The organism is Alcaligenes sp. SORT26, assembly GCF_017377875.1.
Taxonomy (GTDB): Bacteria; Pseudomonadota; Gammaproteobacteria; order Burkholderiales; family Burkholderiaceae_B; genus Alcaligenes; species Alcaligenes parafaecalis.
In genome coordinates this window covers 1,125,785-1,141,513 of record NZ_CP070975.1, presented here as the reverse complement: position 1 = coordinate 1,141,513, position 15,729 = coordinate 1,125,785, and the positions used below count along the sequence as shown (strand labels likewise).

Genomic DNA, 15,729 nt, shown 5'->3' with positions numbered 1-15,729 from the left:
GAACTGATAAATGGAGATTACCGCTATGTTGCGCTCTTCCCTTCTGATGGCTTTGTTGTTCGCCGCTGGCGCCGCTCAGGCCCAGGGTGTGCTGACCGAAAAAAACATCTCCCTGGATCTGGCCAATCGTCTGGCTGCCGAAACCGTCAAGCAATGTTCGGCCAAAGGCTACAACGTGTCGGTGGCTGTGGTCGATCGCGCTGGTGTGCTGCGTGCGCTCCAACGCGCTGACCAGGCCGGTCCGCATACCGTCAATGCCAGCATCGACAAGGCCTATACGTCCGCTTCGGCGCGCGGTCTCACCAGCGCCATGCTGGAAGGTTCGCAGAAAAATGCTGGCGCCGCCAATCTGGGCGATATCCAGGGTTTTCTGCTGCTGGGCGGTGGTGTGCCGGTCAAGGTTGACAATGACACGATAGGCGCCATCGGCGTGGGCGGCGCGCCTGGCGGGCACCTGGATGAAGCGTGTGCCGTAGCAGCCTTGGAAACCCTCAAGGCCGATCTGAAATAATTGCATCCCTGCAGATTGGGGAACCGCGCCTGAGCTGACCCCCGAAAGTTGGACATTATTCCAACCTTTGGGGTTATTACATGGCTAAGTACGACGAGCGGTTCAAGCTCGAAGTAGTGCAGCGATTGCAGAATCATCCCTCGCGTTTACTTGCGCATGCTGATGGCGAGGCGATTGAAGGCGCTCATCAAGGCAATCGCAAAAGTCAGGTCCGAGATTTCGGCATCATTGAAATAGGCTTTCAAGGGCTCGAAGTGCTCGTCGGGTGCATGGGTGTGAGCCACATCCACCACGGACTCTGTCCATTCCAGGGCTGCGCGTTCGCGTTCGTCAAAGTGCGCACTGACACGCCAGCCTGCCAGGCTGTCTATCTTGGCATTCGCAACGCCTGAGCCGCGCAGGGAGGCTGCGTGCATTTCCAGGCAGTAGGAGCAGCCGTTGATTTGCGAAATCCGCAAATTCACCAGCTCAATCAACTCTTTGCCCAGGCTGCTTTTGTCCAGGGCCAGTTTCGTTTGCAGCAGGCCTTGATAGGCTTTGGGAGACAGGGTGTCGTAGGGAAGGCGAAGAGTGATCATCAGGTATCCAGCCGAAAAAAGAGGAGGGGGCCGAAGGCAGCGTTTGTGCTGAGTGATTGAAGTGCTTAAACCGCTACGATCAATAAATCGGCTGCCTGCTTTACTTGTTGATTCTCCATGAGTAATGTCCTAGTTATAAGTGACAAGAAATCAAAAAATCACTAGGACATAGATATGGCCCTGAGCCAGTGGAAACCTAGCCGGGAGCCGGGCACACCCATTTACCAACAGTTGTACCTGCGTTTCCGGGACGCTATTGCGGCGGGTCAGTTGCGCCCTGGCGATAGGGTGCCGTCGGTGCGCAGCCTGGCCAGTGAGTTGAATGTGGCAAAGGGGACGGTCGAGCAGGCCTATCAAATCCTGCTGGGCGAGGGCTATTTTCTGGCGCGAGGGCCTGCCGGTACCGTGGTGTCGCCGCAGTTAGCCCGTCTGGATGCAAGCCGCTACGCCAGCGTGCCGGCCTCTCCACCCCGGTCTTCACCTTATGTGCCTTCGGAAGATGCTCCGCCTTTGCCGTTTCAACTGGGCTTGCCAGCGCTGGATGCCTTTCCACGTAAGACCTGGGCTCGTCTGGCCAATCATAATCAGCGTGCATTGGGTGCGCGGGCCATGCGCTATCCCGACCCGGTAGGTTATGCACCGCTGCGTCGTGCCATTGCGGCCTATCTGGGCGTGTCGCGTGGCATCGCTTGCGTGCCTGAGCAAGTATTTATTACGGCTGGGTACTGGGGAACGCTGGAATTGGTGTGTCGCAGTGTCCTGAATCCCGGTGACATGGGCTGGTATGAAGACCCTGGCTATATATTTGCCCGCCAGTTTCTGATGCAGGCCGGGATGAAGGTGCAGCCAGTGCCTTTGGATGCTGAAGGCCTGAATGTTCCCCTCGCACAGGAGCGGTACGCGCAGGCGCGCTTTGCCATTGTGACGCCGACGCATCAAAGCCCGATGGGGATGGCCATGTCCCTGTCCAGACGGCTGCAGTTGCTGGATTGGGCGCGGCAAGAACAAGCCTGGGTTGTGGAGGATGATTACGACAGCGAATTCCGCTATCACGGTCGTCCTTTACCCGCTCTGAAAAGTCTGGATAGGGACGAGCGGGTGATCTATACCGGCACCTTCAGCAAAGTCCTGAATCCCGGTTTGCGTCTGGCGTACTTGGTCGTGCCCATGTCTCAGATCGAGCGCTTCCGGCAGGTGGCTCATTATTCAGGTGGGCCGGGCTCTATCCTGACGCAAGCCACGGTGGCTGGTTTTTTGGAGCAGGGCTATTTTGCGCGCCACCTGCGCAAAATGCGGACGTTGTACGCGCAACGACGTTCCTGCCTGGTGCATGCACTGGAGCAACATGTCGGAGAGCGCTTGCAGGTGCAGGCCCAGGCAGGCGGGATTCATGTGCTCGCGAATCTGAAACAGTCAGAAGATGATCGGTCTCTGGCACAGGCGGCACAGGCAAAAGGCCTGGCGGTGCAGGCATTGAGTGACTGGCAAATGTCGCCTGCCGTGCATAAGGGCTTGTTAATGGGTTTTGCCAATATCAGCGACCAGAGCATGGCGGATGATTGGGTGCGACGTTTGAGCGCGGCTATGGCTGGATATTTTGCTTAATGCGCTTTTCTAGCTCGAATCTATCCTAGTAGTTCCAATACTAGGATAGCAACTGGTCTTGTCCCAGTTACTGCGCCTGTCATAATAAGAAAAAATTTATGTGCAGCCGGCTCCGTGCGGGCTGTAATCTCAACTGAATCGCGAGAGCGCAATGGCAAAAACCTTATACGATAAGTTGTTCGACGAACACGTCGTGCATCAGGACACGGATGGCACCTGTTTGATCTACATTGATCGCCACTTGCTGCATGAAGTGACCAGCCCCCAGGCCTTTGAAGGCCTGACACTGGCCGACCGCAAGCCTTGGCGCATCAGTGCCAACCTGGCCGTGGCCGACCACAACGTCCCCACCACCTCCCGCCAGAACGGTATTGAAGATCCGATCTCGCGCCTGCAAGTCGATACCCTGGATGCCAACTGTGAAGAATTCGGTATTACCGAGTTCCGCATGAACGACGTGCGTCAGGGCATTGTGCACATCGTCGGCCCCGAGCAAGGCGCGACCTTGCCCGGCATGACTGTGGTGTGTGGCGACTCCCACACCAGTACGCACGGTGCGGTGGGCGCTTTGGCCTTCGGTATCGGCACGTCCGAGGTTGAGCACACGCTGGCCACCCAGACCTTGCTGATGAAGAAAAGCAAAAGCATGCTGATCCAGGTGGATGGCAAACTGCCTTTCGGCTGTACCGCCAAGGACTTGATCCTGTACGTGATCGGTCAGATCGGGACTGCCGGTGGTACGGGTTATGCCATTGAATTCGGTGGTTCGGCCATTCGCGCACTGACCATGGAAGGCCGCATGACCGTGTGCAATATGGCGATTGAAGCCGGTGCACGTTCGGGCATGGTGGCCGTGGATGAGCAAACCATTCAGTACCTGCGTGGCCGTCCTTACTCGCCTAAAGGCGTGTTGTGGGATCAGGCCGTGGCTTACTGGAGCACCTTGCACACCGACGAAGGCGCGCAGTTTGATCACGTTGTCCGCATTGATGCCAGCCAGATCACGCCTCAACTGACCTGGGGCACCTCGCCCGAAATGGTGCTGCCTATTGACAGCCGTGTACCCGATCCAGAAAAAGAAAAAGACGAAGTCGCTCGCAACGGTATGGAACGCGCGCTGGAGTACATGGGCCTGACGCCCAATATGCCTTTGACCGACATCCGCATTGATCGCGTATTCATCGGCTCCTGTACCAATGCCCGTATTGAAGACTTGCGTGCGGCTGCCAGCGTGGCCAAAGGTCGCAAAGTGGCGTCCAACGTCAAGCAAGCCATGATTGTTCCAGGTTCCGGTCTGGTGAAACGTCAGGCCGAGCAAGAAGGCCTGGACAAGATTTTCCTGAACGCCGGTTTTGAGTGGCGTGAACCTGGTTGCTCCATGTGTCTGGCCATGAACGCCGACCGTCTGGAACCCGGCGAGCGTTGCGCTTCGACCTCCAACCGTAACTTTGAAGGACGTCAGGGTCAGGGTGGTCGTACCCACCTGGTCAGCCCAGCCATGGCGGCGGCGGCTGCCATTGCCGGCCATTTTGTCGACGTGCGTTCGTTCAACTGAGGAAATCCACACCATGCAAGCATTTACTACTCATGAAGGTCTGGTCGCTCCCTTGGATCGGGAGAACGTGGATACGGACTTGATCATCCCCAAGCAGTTCCTCAAATCCATCAAGCGCACCGGCTTTGGCCCCAACTTGTTTGATGAACTGCGCTATCTGGATCACGGCGAGCCTGGCATGGATAATTCCCGCCGCCCGCTGAACCCGGACTTCGTGTTGAACCAGGACCGCTACCAGGGCGCTTCCGTGCTGCTGGCCCGCAAGAACTTTGGCTGTGGCTCCAGCCGTGAGCACGCTCCCTGGGCTTTGATGCAATTTGGCTTTCGCGCCATTATCGCGCCGTCCTTTGCCGATATTTTCTTCAACAACAGCTTCAAGAACGGCTTGTTGCCTATCGTCCTGAACGAGCTGGATATTGCCCGTCTGTTCGACGAAGTCAAAGCCTTTCCTGGCTACAAGCTGCGTATTGATCTGGCCGAGCAGCGCGTCATTACGCCTGAAGGTCGTGAGTTGTCCTTTACGATTGATGCCTCGCGCAAACACAGCCTTTTGAATGGTCTGGATGAAATTGGTCTGACCTTGCAGAAAGCGGACATGATTCGTCAGTACGAAGCCGAGCGTCTGGCCCGCCACCCCTGGCTGGTTGGGCAACCTTGAGCCTGGGTGCAGGTTTTGTAGAAGTCTCGCTGTTGCTGCCTTTCTAGGCGGCCAAGATGCTCCGGCCTTCAGGCCGGAGTTCTTCACTCTTACTCCCTAATTTTTACGTCCTACTCATCATGACTCATAAAATTGCAGTATTGCCCGGTGATGGCATCGGTCCCGAGATTACCGAACAGGCTCAGCGTGTGCTGGGCGCTCTGGGCATGGATCTGGAAATGACCGTGGCTCCCGTGGGCGGCGCCGCTTACGATTTGCACGGCCACCCCCTGCCACCCGAAACACTGAGCCTGGCTCAAAGCTCCGATGCCGTGCTGTTCGGCGCCGTGGGCGACTGGAAATACGACTCGCTGGAACGTCACCTTCGCCCCGAGCAAGCCATTCTGGGCCTGCGTCGTGCCATGGGCCTGTTCGCCAACCTGCGTCCCGCCATCCTGTACCCACAATTGGCTAACGCCTCCACCCTGAAACCAGAAGTCGTGTCCGGTCTGGATATCCTGATCGTGCGTGAGCTGACAGGCGATATCTACTTCGGTCAGCCGCGTGGCGTGCGTACCGTGGAAGAGGGTAATTTCGCGGGCGAGCGTCAGGGTTTTGACACCATGCACTACGCTGAAAGCGAAGTGCGCCGTATTGCCCATGTGGGTTTCCAGGCTGCCCAAAAGCGTCAAAAGCGTTTGTGCAGCGTGGACAAGTCCAATGTGCTGGAAACATCGCAGTTCTGGCGCGACATCATGATTGATGTGGCCCGTGAATATCCGGACGTGGAATTGAGCCATATGTACGTGGACAATGCCGCCATGCAATTGGTGCGTGCACCAAAAGAATTCGACGTGATTGTCACAGGCAACCTGTTTGGAGATATTCTATCGGATGAAGCAGCCATGTTGACGGGCTCCATTGGTATGTTGCCCTCGGCGTCCCTGAACGCATCCCAGCAAGGTTTGTACGAACCCAGCCACGGCTCGGCACCCGATATCGCCGGTCAGGACAAGGCCAATCCTTTGGCCACTATTTTGTCCGCTGCCATGTTGCTGCGCTATTCGCTCAATGCAGAAGACCAGGCCAAGCGTATCGAAGCGGCGGTTGCCAGCGTGCTCGAACAAGGTCTGCGTACCGGCGACATCTACGAAGACGGTTGCCAATTGCTGAGCACCAGTGCTATGGGGGATGCAGTGCTCAAGGCTTTGCGATAGTATCTTTTATCGTTTTATTTTTTTATATATCCAGGTGGTATTACCATGACTCAAGCGGTAGGTTTGGTCGGCTGGCGTGGGATGGTGGGCTCCGTGCTCATGCAGCGCATGCGCGACGAAGGCGATTTTTCCCTTTTTCAGCCGGTGTTTTTCTCGACTAGCAATGCTGGCGGCGCAGCTCCTTCGTGGGCTGACGGTGCTGGCGCATTGCAGGATGCTCACGATATTGACGCTTTGAAAAAGTTGCCAATTATTGTGACCGCCCAGGGTGGAGATTACACAAGCCAGATCTACCCCAAGCTGCGTGCTGCTGGCTGGAACGGTTTGTGGATTGACGCGGCCAGCACGCTGCGCATGGACGAAAACTCCGTGATCGTGCTGGACCCGGTCAACCGTCCTGTTATTGATGCTGCACTGGCCAAAGGTGGCAAGCAGTTCATCGGTGGCAACTGTACCGTTAGCTGCATGCTGATGGGTCTGGGCGGTCTGTTCAACCAGAATCTGGTTGAGTGGATGACCAGCATGACCTACCAGGCGGCTTCGGGCGGTGGCGCACAACACATGCGCGAACTGCTGACTCAGTTCGGTCTGATCAACCAGTCCGTCTCCAGCCTGCTGGACGACCCGGCATCGGCCATTCTGGATATCGACCGCGGTGTCTTGCAGACACAGCGTGATCCTAACTTGCCTCAGAAAAACTTCGGCGTACCGCTGGGCGGCAGCCTGATTCCCTGGATCGATTCCGACCTGGGCAATGGCATGACGCGCGAAGAGTGGAAAGCTGGTGTGGAAACCAACAAGATCCTGGGCCGTGGTGCACAGGACAAGCACATTCCTATCGACGGTTTGTGTGTACGTATTGGTGCCATGCGCTGCCACAGCCAGGCTTTGACCATCAAGATGACGCGTGATGTTCCGCTGGACGAGATCACCGACATCCTGGCTGAAGGTTCCAAGTGGGCCAAAGTGATTCCTAACGAGCGTCAAGCAACGGTTCAGGCTCTGACTCCTGTTGCCGTGACCGGCACGCTGGATATCCCCGTTGGCCGTCTGCGCAAGCTGAACATGGGCCCCGAGTACCTGAGCGCCTTCACAGTGGGCGACCAGTTGCTGTGGGGTGCGGCTGAACCGCTGCGCCGCATGCTGCGCATCGCTTTGGGCGAGCTCTAATCATGGCTGGCCGTCTGCATCCTGTACGTACGCTGGGTTCGGCCCTGCTAGTGGCCGGGATGCTGGCGGCCGCGCCGGTTTCCGCTTTGGAAATCGGCCATAGTCGTTTGGTGTCCGCTCCGAATCAGGTTTTCAAGCTGGATGTGGGTATTCGACAGATCAGCCCTGAAGAAAGCCTGTCCTTGAAAGTGGCACCGGCTCCCTTGTCGGCCTGGCAACAGGCTGGCTTGACCCCTCCGGTGGATCTGGCTTCGTTGAAAGCCGTGATGGATCGGGACGGGCAGGGGCAAGTACGGCGCATTCGATTGTCTTCCGAGCAGATGTTCTCCGGCTCGGTCGCCGATGTGCTCTTGCAGATTCAAAGTGATAGCGGGCAGTTCCTGCATCAGGTCAGCGTTCTGGCTCCGGCCCCGGTGGCCGTGAAGGCAGCGACCCAGGCACCTGCAGGCCATCAGGCCCCTGTATCGGTACAGGTTTCGGCTTCGACTTCTTCATCCAATGTGCAGGCCCAAAGCGCAGTACGCGTGAAATCGGGCGATACCTTGCATGCGCTGGCTCGCCGCCATGCCGTGGACGGTGTCAGCTCCTATCAGTGGATGATGGCGGTACAAAAGCAGAATCCTGATGCGTTTATCGATCAGAATATGCACCGCCTGAAAGCAGGCAAGACACTGCAAGTGCCTGATGCGGCGACTATGTTGTCGATTGACGATGCTCAGGCTCGTCGCTTCTATGTGGATCAGGCTCAGGCCTTGCGCTCCGCCGCACAGGCAGGGCAGGACCAGGCTGATGCGTCCCAAGGGGTGGCACAAACAGGCTCTGCTGAGTCGGGTGCTCAAGGCCAGGGTCAAGATCGTTTGCTGCTGTCGGCAGGGGCCGAGGCCCGTGATGCCAAACAGCAGTTGCAACACGAGTTGCGCGAGACCGGTGATCGCGTCTCGCAACTGGAAGACAATGTGTCTACTTTGGGTCGTGCCTTGCAGTCCCAAGGCGAGGCCGCCAAGGATTTGGTTCTGGACTCGGCTAATGAGCTGGGTCTGAGCGATTCGGGCAGTGACGCTGCGACTAGCAACACCCATTCTGGCGCTTCGGGCGCCGCATCTTCTGCCGCCGTGGCAGGAGCGATTACCGTGCCTTCCGAGTCCGAACAGGGCAAGATGGCCGGTGCAGTTAACAAGGCAAAAAAGACCGTGTCCTGGATTCAAGAACATATGTTGGCCGTGATGGCCGTGGTACTGGCGTTGATCGTGGTCCTGGTGACCTGGGTCTTGCGTCGTGCCAATAGTGAAAACCGCAATGGCGATGATTCTCCTGCGCCTGTCAGCGAAGCGATGGTCCGGGAAAAACTGGAAAAAATCAATCTGGATCTGGATGAGCCGCCTTCGGACGAGCCTCCTGTACGTCAGTAAGGCAAACCCACCATGAGACGTATCGCACTGGGTGTCTGCTATGAAGGGACATCCTGGCTGGGTTGGCAAAGTCAGGCCGGTGGCAACACCGTTCAAGATGTTCTGGAGCAGGCACTGGGCCGTTTTACGGCCCAGCCTGTTTCTACGATCTGCGCCGGTCGCACTGACACCGGCGTTCATGCCTTAAATCAAGTGGTTCACCTGGACACGGCTGCAGAACGCAGCCTGGAGTCCTGGGTGCGTGGCCTCAATGCCTTGTTGCCGGATTCCATTGCGGTGCAATGGGCGCAAGAAGTGTCCGACGACTTCCACGCGCGCTTCTCGGCCCAGGGCCGTCACTACGTGTACCTGTTGCGCCAGCATCGGGTGCGCTCCCCCTTGTTGCAGGGACGCGTGGCCTGGGTGTATCGACCTCTGGATCTGGCGTTGATGCAAGAGGCTGCCCAGCATCTGGTGGGCGAGCATGACTTCAGTGCTTTTCGTTCCTCGCAATGCCAGGCGGCCAGTCCGGTGCGCACCATGTCGCAGATTCACATTGAACAGCAGGGCGATTTTTTCCTGTTCCGGTTCAGCGCCAATGCCTTTTTGCATCACATGATTCGCAATCTGATGGGCATGCTGATTTATATCGGGCAAGGACGCCAGCCCCCATCCTGGGTGCTGCATTTACTGGCTCAGCGGGACCGCCGTTTATCGGCTCCCACCTTTGATGCCAGCGGCCTGTATCTGGCCGGGGTGGATTATCCCGAGCAGTTTGGTATCCCCACCAGCAATCCCTATGATTTGCTCTATGAATTGAGCGGATTGCGCTTTGGTGAAACGGCCTGAAAAAAAATGATGATTTAGCCCGTTTCTAAAGGGTTTATCCCCGGTATTCGAACCGGCTTCACATGCTTCAATCGTATAAAATGTGAGGCCATTTTCTTTATTACATTCTTATCTGTATAAGGCCGACCACCTTCGGGCATTAGCCACAAGCGAATCCAGAAGGCGACCATATCCTGAGCAAGGCCATGAAATTCTTCTTACGATTGTCTAGTTTGATCGACCGTCTGAATACGGTCGTTGGTAAGTCCGTGACCTGGCTAACCCTGATCGTGGTGTTGGTCAGTGCAATTAACGCCATCGTGCGCAAAGTATTTGGCGTCAGCTCGAACTACTGGCTTGAATTGCAGTGGTATTTGTTCGGTGCAATTTTCTTGCTGGCTGCCGGTTACACCTTCTTTGTCAATGAGCACGTGCGGGTGGATGCCCTGGCGGAACGATTCCCGCCCCGGGTACAGGTCTGGATCGATATTATCGGCGTGATCTTTTTCCTTCTACCAGCCACGCTGCTTATCTTCTGGCTCTCCATTCCTTTCTTTGAGCAATCCTATGTGCTGAACGAGCTCTCCTCCAATACCGGGGGGATGATACGTTGGCCGGTCAAGTTATTGATTCCTGTCGGGTTTTTCTTATTGGCCCTGGCGGGTGTTTCTCACCTGATCAAATGCATAGGCTTTTTGCGTGGCGCTTGCCCCAATCCTTTGCAGGCCTCGGGTGGTCTCAGTGCCGAAGAACAGCTTGCCCAGGAAATCCGCGAGATTGCCCAGGCAAATGAAGCAACAACCTCTGTTTCCAAGGGCCAGTAACAATGGAATTCTTGATTGATAATCTGGCCCCGATCATGTTTATTAACCTGATCGTGTTTTTGCTGTTGGGTTTCCCGGTTACGTTTACCTTGTCCGCCATCGGCGTCCTGTATGGACTGGTCGCCATTGAGCTGGGCATGATGCAGCCTGCCTTGTTCCAGGCTTTACCGCAGCGCGTGTTTGGCATTGTCGAGAACGACACCTTGTTGGCGGTTCCCTTCTTTACCCTGATGGGGCTTATTCTTGAGCGATCAGGGATGGCGGAGGACTTGCTCGATACCATTGGACAGTTGTTCGGCCCCTTGCGTGGCGGTCTGGCAATTGCGGTGGTGCTGGTCGGTGCCATGCTGGCTGCAACGACAGGGGTGGTGTCGGCTTCCGTTATTTCCATGGGTCTGATTTCCCTGCCCATCATGCTGCGCTATGGCTACGATCGAAGGCTGGCGACAGGGGTGATTGCGGCCTCCGGAACCTTGTCACAGATTATTCCGCCGTCTATCGTGCTGATCATTCTGGCTGACCAATTGGGTCGCTCCATCGGTGATATGTACCGTGGCGCGATGTTGCCGGGCTTGCTGTTGACTGCGGTGTATATTCTTTACATCGTGGTGATGTCCTACATCAAACCCAAATCGGCACCGGCCTTGCCGCCAGAGGCACGTGTCTATATTGAGGATAACGGCAGTCGCGGTTTGACCTCGCTGGTCGTGTTGACGCTGGTGGCAACCGCAGTAGCGTACTTTGGTTCGCAGCATTACTTTGCCACGCACCCCAATATCCCTATGGATGAGCACGTGGTGGTGGTGCTCTTGCTGTGGGGGGTGACGGCCTGGGTGATCGCACTGATCAACAAGCTGCTCAAGCTCAAAATGCTGTCCAAGATTGCCGAGCGCGTGGTGTTTGTCATGGTGCCGCCGCTGTTCCTGATTTTCCTGGTGCTGGGTACGATCTTTATTGGTGTAGCTACGCCAACTGAAGGCGGGGCGATGGGGGCTGTTGGTGCCATCATCATGGCCGTGTCGCGTGGCCGTCTGTCCTGGAAGCTGTTGCGTCAGGCCATGGAGTCGACCACGCGCTTGTCCTGCTTTGTGGTCTTCATTCTGGTGGGTTCGACGGTCTTCAGCTTGAGCTTCCGTGGCATCAATGGCGACCTGTGGGTGGAGCACCTGCTGATCGACATGCCGGGCGGTGAATGGGGCTTCCTGATCATCGTCAGCATTCTGACCTTCCTGCTGGCTTTCTTCCTGGACTTCTTTGAGCTGGCCTTTATTATTGTGCCGCTGCTGGGACCGATTGCGGACAAGATGGGGATTGACCTGATCTGGTTCGGTGTCTTGCTGGCGGTCAATATGCAGACCTCCTTCATGCACCCACCGTTTGGCTTTGCCCTGTTCTTCCTGCGCTCAGTAGCCCCGAAAGAGGACTACACCGACAAGGTGACGGGCGAGCGCATCAAGCGGGTGGCTACAACGGATATTTACTGGGGCTCGGTGCCATTCATTATCATTCAGTTGTTGATGGTGGCGGCGGTGCTGGTCTTCCCCGGACTGGTCACGCACTACAAGCATGGCGAAGTCCTCTTGGAGGATTCTCAAATCCAGTTCGGCACAGAATCGACCTATGGTTCTGACAGCTATGGATTTGGAACGGATGACGCCGCCAGCAGTTTCCAATAAAGTCGGTTTATGATTCACACGGGGGCATCAAGCCCCCGTTTTTTATTCGAGGATATGTGATGTTCAGCCGTACCCGAGTCAAGATTTGTGGCTTTACCCGAGCGCAGGATATTGATGCTGCCGTGCAATTAGGTGCGGACGCGGTGGGCTTTGTGTTCTATCCCAAAAGCGCCCGTATGCTTAGCACCGAACAGGCCGTGGCTCTGCGGGCTCGCGTTCCCGCGTTTGTGCAGGCAGTTAGTCTGTTTGTGAATGCGTCGCCCGAATTTGTGCAGGAAATTCTGGAACAGGTGCAGCCGGATTTATTGCAGTTCCACGGGGAGGAAAGCCCTGAAGAATGCCGTCAGTATGCGCATCCTTACATTAAGGCCTTTCGTGTGGGTGCACCCGGTCTGGATACGGTAGAAGGCTTGCTGGAGCATTGTTTGAAGTACCGCGATGCACGGGCCTGGCTGATGGATGGTTATCACGATGCCTATGGCGGTACGGGTACCGCTTTTGATCCGGAATTGATCCAGGGCCTGCAAGCTCGCCTGGAAGGTCAGGATGGTTTGCCTCCATTGGTCCTAGCTGGGGGCATGCGTATCGACAATGTGGCGGAGCGGGTCGCTTTGCACCGACCTTATGCGATTGATGTCAGCAGTGGTGTAGAGCTGGAACCTGGCATCAAATGCCATACGAAAATGGGCCAATTCATGCAGGTATTGAGCAGTGTTTCCCTGAGCTAGGGAATCTTTCAGCATTCAAGCTGTCTGTTGGTATTGGCCCGACCCGCTTTTGGCGGGTTTCTTTTTATTTGGTCTTGTCAGGATTTATGTTTATGCAAAGCATACAGCTTGGTCCCTTTACCTTTGCCACGCCTTTATTTGCGTTTATGGTCGCGGCATTACTGGGGCTGTTTCTGGCCGCCTGGCTGGATCGACGCAAGCAAACCCGTGCTGAATCGGTGCTATGGCGCGCCATTATTTTGGGTGTGGTAGTGGGCCGTCTGGGTTTCCTGATCCAGCAGTGGGAGTTTTACCAGAGTGAACCTTTAAGCTGGCTGGACCTGCGCGACGGCGGTCTGATGATTCCGGCGGCCGTCACAGCAGGTTGGTTCTATGTCTTGTGGCGTGTGCTGCGTGACAAGGCGGTGCTGCCTGCCGCGGCGGGTGGTTTGGCGGTGGGGGTGGCCGCGTTTTCGCTCATCATGGTGGCGACGGGCAGAGGGGGCGTGGAAACGGCCATGCCTTTGCCAGAAATTGATTTGATCCCCATGGAGGCGCAGTTCAGCGCACCTGACAATCTGGATCTCTACAAGGGTAAGGTTACGGTTGTTAACCTGTGGGCGAGTTGGTGCCCACCGTGCCGCCGTGAAATGCCCGCTTTCAAGCAAGTCCAGTCCAGCCGCTCCGATGTGAATATTGTGTTCGCCAATCAGGGTGAGGAACTGAAGGTGATTCAGCAATACCTGAACGAGGAAAATCTGGAGCTGGGCAATATGTGGCGCGACCCGCAAATGAAGTTGGGCCAGGCTGTGCGCAGCCGAGGTTTGCCTACGACTCTGTTTCTGGACGAGCAAGGTCGCTTGGTGGACGTGCGGGCCGGGGAGCTATCGGCAGCGACCTTGAATGACAAGATCAACAAGTTGCAGTAAGGAAATTGGGTTTGGCGTCAGCGAGACTGTGACGATGCAAGCCAGGAGCATAGGGCTGGTGTAGCCAGGGCTTGATACTCGGGTCCGCCGCCCCGTGTGACGGTATGGCCTTATTTGTAGCGTATGGAGTAGGGCGTTGGAGCAGGAGCTTCTTCAACGCTCTTTTCGCTTGGGCTGTTGTCGAGCTTGGGATTTTATGCGGATGCTTGTTAAGAATGTATGGCTTGTTAATTTGTGATTAATAAGTCTGTTAATGGTTTTTTAATAATTAATTTAATTATTTTTGTTTTTCTTTTTATTAATTAGGTGCTGTCCTGTTTTTTGATTATTTAATTTAATCGCAAAATAGCGGTTTTCAAAGGTTTTAACACGATATTCATTGCTACTATGTGCCGAGGTTTTTCATCTGTTTATAAGGATTTAGCCATGAATTTGACAGATAAAGGCACGAAGACCGCCAAACTTTCAGCACCCGATAGAATTATTTACGCAGATAATCACCTTATTCATGGGCCGGATGATATTACGGCATATATGAAGGGTGTTTGTTATGATGCTGCGGCTTATATGCGTTATTTATATAACGCCAAAATTACTTACGAACAATTAACGTCCATATCCGCTCAGAACTGGCTGCCTTTATTTAATTTCGCCAAAGGCAGGAAGTGGGATGGGCAAAGCTCCTTGCCCGGTGGTAAAGCCATTGGTTTTTGTCGAGTCACTGGCATGCAGTTTTTCCATGCAGCCATTGCCGTTGGCGGCACCGAGATCCGGGCGATCAATGGCGGTCTCTTGGGGGCAGGGTGGCTGCATCCCGTGGATTTGCGCAAGGTGCTGAATCAAAAGAATCCGGATGGCTCGTTCAAGTACGACGGCACCAATATTTTTGTGTACATATCGGATCTGTAAATAAGCTGAAACCGGCCATTGAAAGGCTCTTGAAGACTGACTAATAAGCTGCCTTCAGGAGCGAATCAAACTGCCGGTTTTGCTTTGGTACTCCATCAGAAAAAAGGCCCGGTTTCCTGGAAACCGGGCCTTTTTCATTTGCCTTGCTATCAGGCCTTTTGCAGGCTGATTTTTTCTTCCGGGGTTTCCGGGCGCTGCGCATAGCGATTGGCGATAAAGGCGCAGGCCATCAATTGAATCTGGTGGAAAATCATGATGGGCAGCAGGGCCGGGCCAATGGCGGCACCGGTAAACAGTACTTGCGCCATCGGTACGCCCGTTGCCAGACTCTTTTTGGAACCACCGAAGACAATCGTAATTTCGTCTTCTTTGTTGAAGCCCAGTTTGCGAGCCAGCCAGGTTGTCAGGAACAGGATGATGGCCAGCAAGACGATGCAGACGACCGTCAAAATAGCCAGAGATTTGGGTGGAACGGCTTGCCACAGACCGCCGATGACCGAGGCACTGAAGGCGGTGTAGACCACAAGCAAAATAGAGGACTGGTCCACGCTACGCAGCCATTTGCGGTTGCGATCCATCCATTTGCCAATCAGCGGGCGCATCAAGTGGCCGACCACAAAAGGCAGCAACAACTGCAGGCTGATCTTTTTGATTGCTTCCAGGGTGGAGGTGGCCGAGCCACCGTCCGCATCCAGCAGCAGCTTGAGCAAGACGGGGGTGAGCACAATACCGATCAGGCTGGAGGCCGAGGCGCTGCAAATGGCGGCGGGGACATTACCACGAGCAATCGAGGTAAAGGCAATGGCCGATTGCACCGTGCCGGGCAGGGCACACATGTACAGAATGCCAATAAACAAAGGCATGCCCAGCAAAGGCAACAAGAGGGGCTTGGACAGCAGACCCAGCAGCGGGAACATCACAAAGGTGCAGCCAAAGACCAGCAGGTGCAAACGCCAGTGGGTGGCCCCGGCGATGATGGCTTCACGGGACAGCTTGGCGCCGTGCATGAAGAACAGCAGGGCAATGGCCAGGCCGGTGATCACATCAAAGATCACCGCGCCTTGGCCGTAGGCGGGAAAGAAACTTGCCAGAGCCACAACGCTGATCAGGATCAGGGTGAAGTTGTCAAAAAGCAGTCGCAGTTGAGAGAGCATGGGTTTGTTAAAGGCTTGAAAGGCTTGCGTTAAGAAAGGCC

The 15,729-nt window shown here is 55.6% G+C and carries 15 protein-coding genes; 13 read left to right on the top strand and 2 right to left on the bottom strand.

Annotated features, from left to right (window positions below; genetic code table 11):
• Positions 1–10 precede the first annotated feature (10 nt).
• Entirely contained in the window at positions 11–511 is a 501-nt protein-coding gene (locus tag JYG33_RS05355; RefSeq protein WP_207874991.1) for a heme-binding protein, read from the top strand.
• A gap of 146 nt (positions 512–657) precedes the next feature.
• On the opposite strand, the gene JYG33_RS05350 is transcribed toward JYG33_RS05355, so the two are convergent.
• Positions 658–1,089, bottom strand: coding sequence for a carboxymuconolactone decarboxylase family protein (locus JYG33_RS05350; RefSeq protein ID WP_207874990.1), 432 nt, complete (start codon positions 1,087–1,089; stop codon positions 658–660).
• 174 nt (positions 1,090–1,263) lie between these two features.
• On the opposite strand from JYG33_RS05350, the gene JYG33_RS05345 reads away from it, so the two are divergent.
• From JYG33_RS05345 to JYG33_RS05290, 12 genes are all read left to right on the top strand, one after another.
• Positions 1,264–2,694 (top strand): PLP-dependent aminotransferase family protein, encoded by a 1,431-nt coding sequence (locus tag JYG33_RS05345; RefSeq protein ID WP_207874989.1) that lies wholly within the window; start codon positions 1,264–1,266, stop codon positions 2,692–2,694.
• A 151-nt stretch (positions 2,695–2,845) separates the two neighbouring features.
• A complete protein-coding gene (gene leuC, locus JYG33_RS05340; RefSeq protein ID WP_207874988.1) occupies positions 2,846–4,249 on the top strand; it encodes a 3-isopropylmalate dehydratase large subunit in 1,404 nt (467 codons plus the stop codon).
• A gap of 13 nt (positions 4,250–4,262) precedes the next feature.
• Positions 4,263–4,907: a 3-isopropylmalate dehydratase small subunit gene (gene leuD / locus JYG33_RS05335; RefSeq protein WP_207874987.1), complete on the top strand. Its 645-nt coding sequence runs from the start codon at positions 4,263–4,265 to the stop codon at positions 4,905–4,907.
• 119 nt (positions 4,908–5,026) lie between these two features.
• Positions 5,027–6,103 (top strand): 3-isopropylmalate dehydrogenase, encoded by a 1,077-nt coding sequence (gene leuB / locus JYG33_RS05330; RefSeq protein WP_086059920.1) that lies wholly within the window; start codon positions 5,027–5,029, stop codon positions 6,101–6,103.
• A gap of 45 nt (positions 6,104–6,148) precedes the next feature.
• A complete protein-coding gene (gene asd / locus JYG33_RS05325; protein WP_207874986.1) occupies positions 6,149–7,273 on the top strand; it encodes an aspartate-semialdehyde dehydrogenase in 1,125 nt (374 codons plus the stop codon).
• 2 nt (positions 7,274–7,275) lie between these two features.
• On the top strand, positions 7,276–8,682 hold the full coding sequence (locus tag JYG33_RS05320; protein ID WP_207874985.1) for a FimV/HubP family polar landmark protein: 1,407 nt from the start codon (positions 7,276–7,278) through the stop codon (positions 8,680–8,682).
• A gap of 12 nt (positions 8,683–8,694) precedes the next feature.
• Positions 8,695–9,510, top strand: coding sequence for a tRNA pseudouridine(38-40) synthase TruA (truA, locus tag JYG33_RS05315; protein ID WP_207874984.1), 816 nt, complete (start codon positions 8,695–8,697; stop codon positions 9,508–9,510).
• 185 nt (positions 9,511–9,695) lie between these two features.
• Complete coding sequence (locus JYG33_RS05310; protein ID WP_207874983.1) at positions 9,696–10,313, top strand: TRAP transporter small permease subunit; 618 nt, start codon at positions 9,696–9,698, stop codon at positions 10,311–10,313.
• A 2-nt stretch (positions 10,314–10,315) separates the two neighbouring features.
• Positions 10,316–11,989 (top strand): TRAP transporter large permease subunit, encoded by a 1,674-nt coding sequence (locus JYG33_RS05305; RefSeq protein WP_207874982.1) that lies wholly within the window; start codon positions 10,316–10,318, stop codon positions 11,987–11,989.
• A 59-nt stretch (positions 11,990–12,048) separates the two neighbouring features.
• Complete coding sequence (locus JYG33_RS05300) at positions 12,049–12,717, top strand: phosphoribosylanthranilate isomerase (protein WP_207874981.1); 669 nt, start codon at positions 12,049–12,051, stop codon at positions 12,715–12,717.
• Between the two features lie 92 nt (positions 12,718–12,809).
• Positions 12,810–13,625 (top strand): TlpA disulfide reductase family protein, encoded by an 816-nt coding sequence (locus JYG33_RS05295; RefSeq protein WP_207874980.1) that lies wholly within the window; start codon positions 12,810–12,812, stop codon positions 13,623–13,625.
• Positions 13,626–14,051: 426 nt separating this feature from the next.
• Positions 14,052–14,534, top strand: coding sequence for an urea amidohydrolase (locus JYG33_RS05290; protein WP_243430278.1), 483 nt, complete (start codon positions 14,052–14,054; stop codon positions 14,532–14,534).
• A 149-nt stretch (positions 14,535–14,683) separates the two neighbouring features.
• Here JYG33_RS05290 and JYG33_RS05285 read toward each other — a convergent pair whose 3' ends face one another.
• Positions 14,684–15,688, bottom strand: coding sequence for a bile acid:sodium symporter family protein (locus JYG33_RS05285; protein ID WP_207875739.1), 1,005 nt, complete (start codon positions 15,686–15,688; stop codon positions 14,684–14,686).
• Positions 15,689–15,729: the final 41 nt, after the last annotated feature.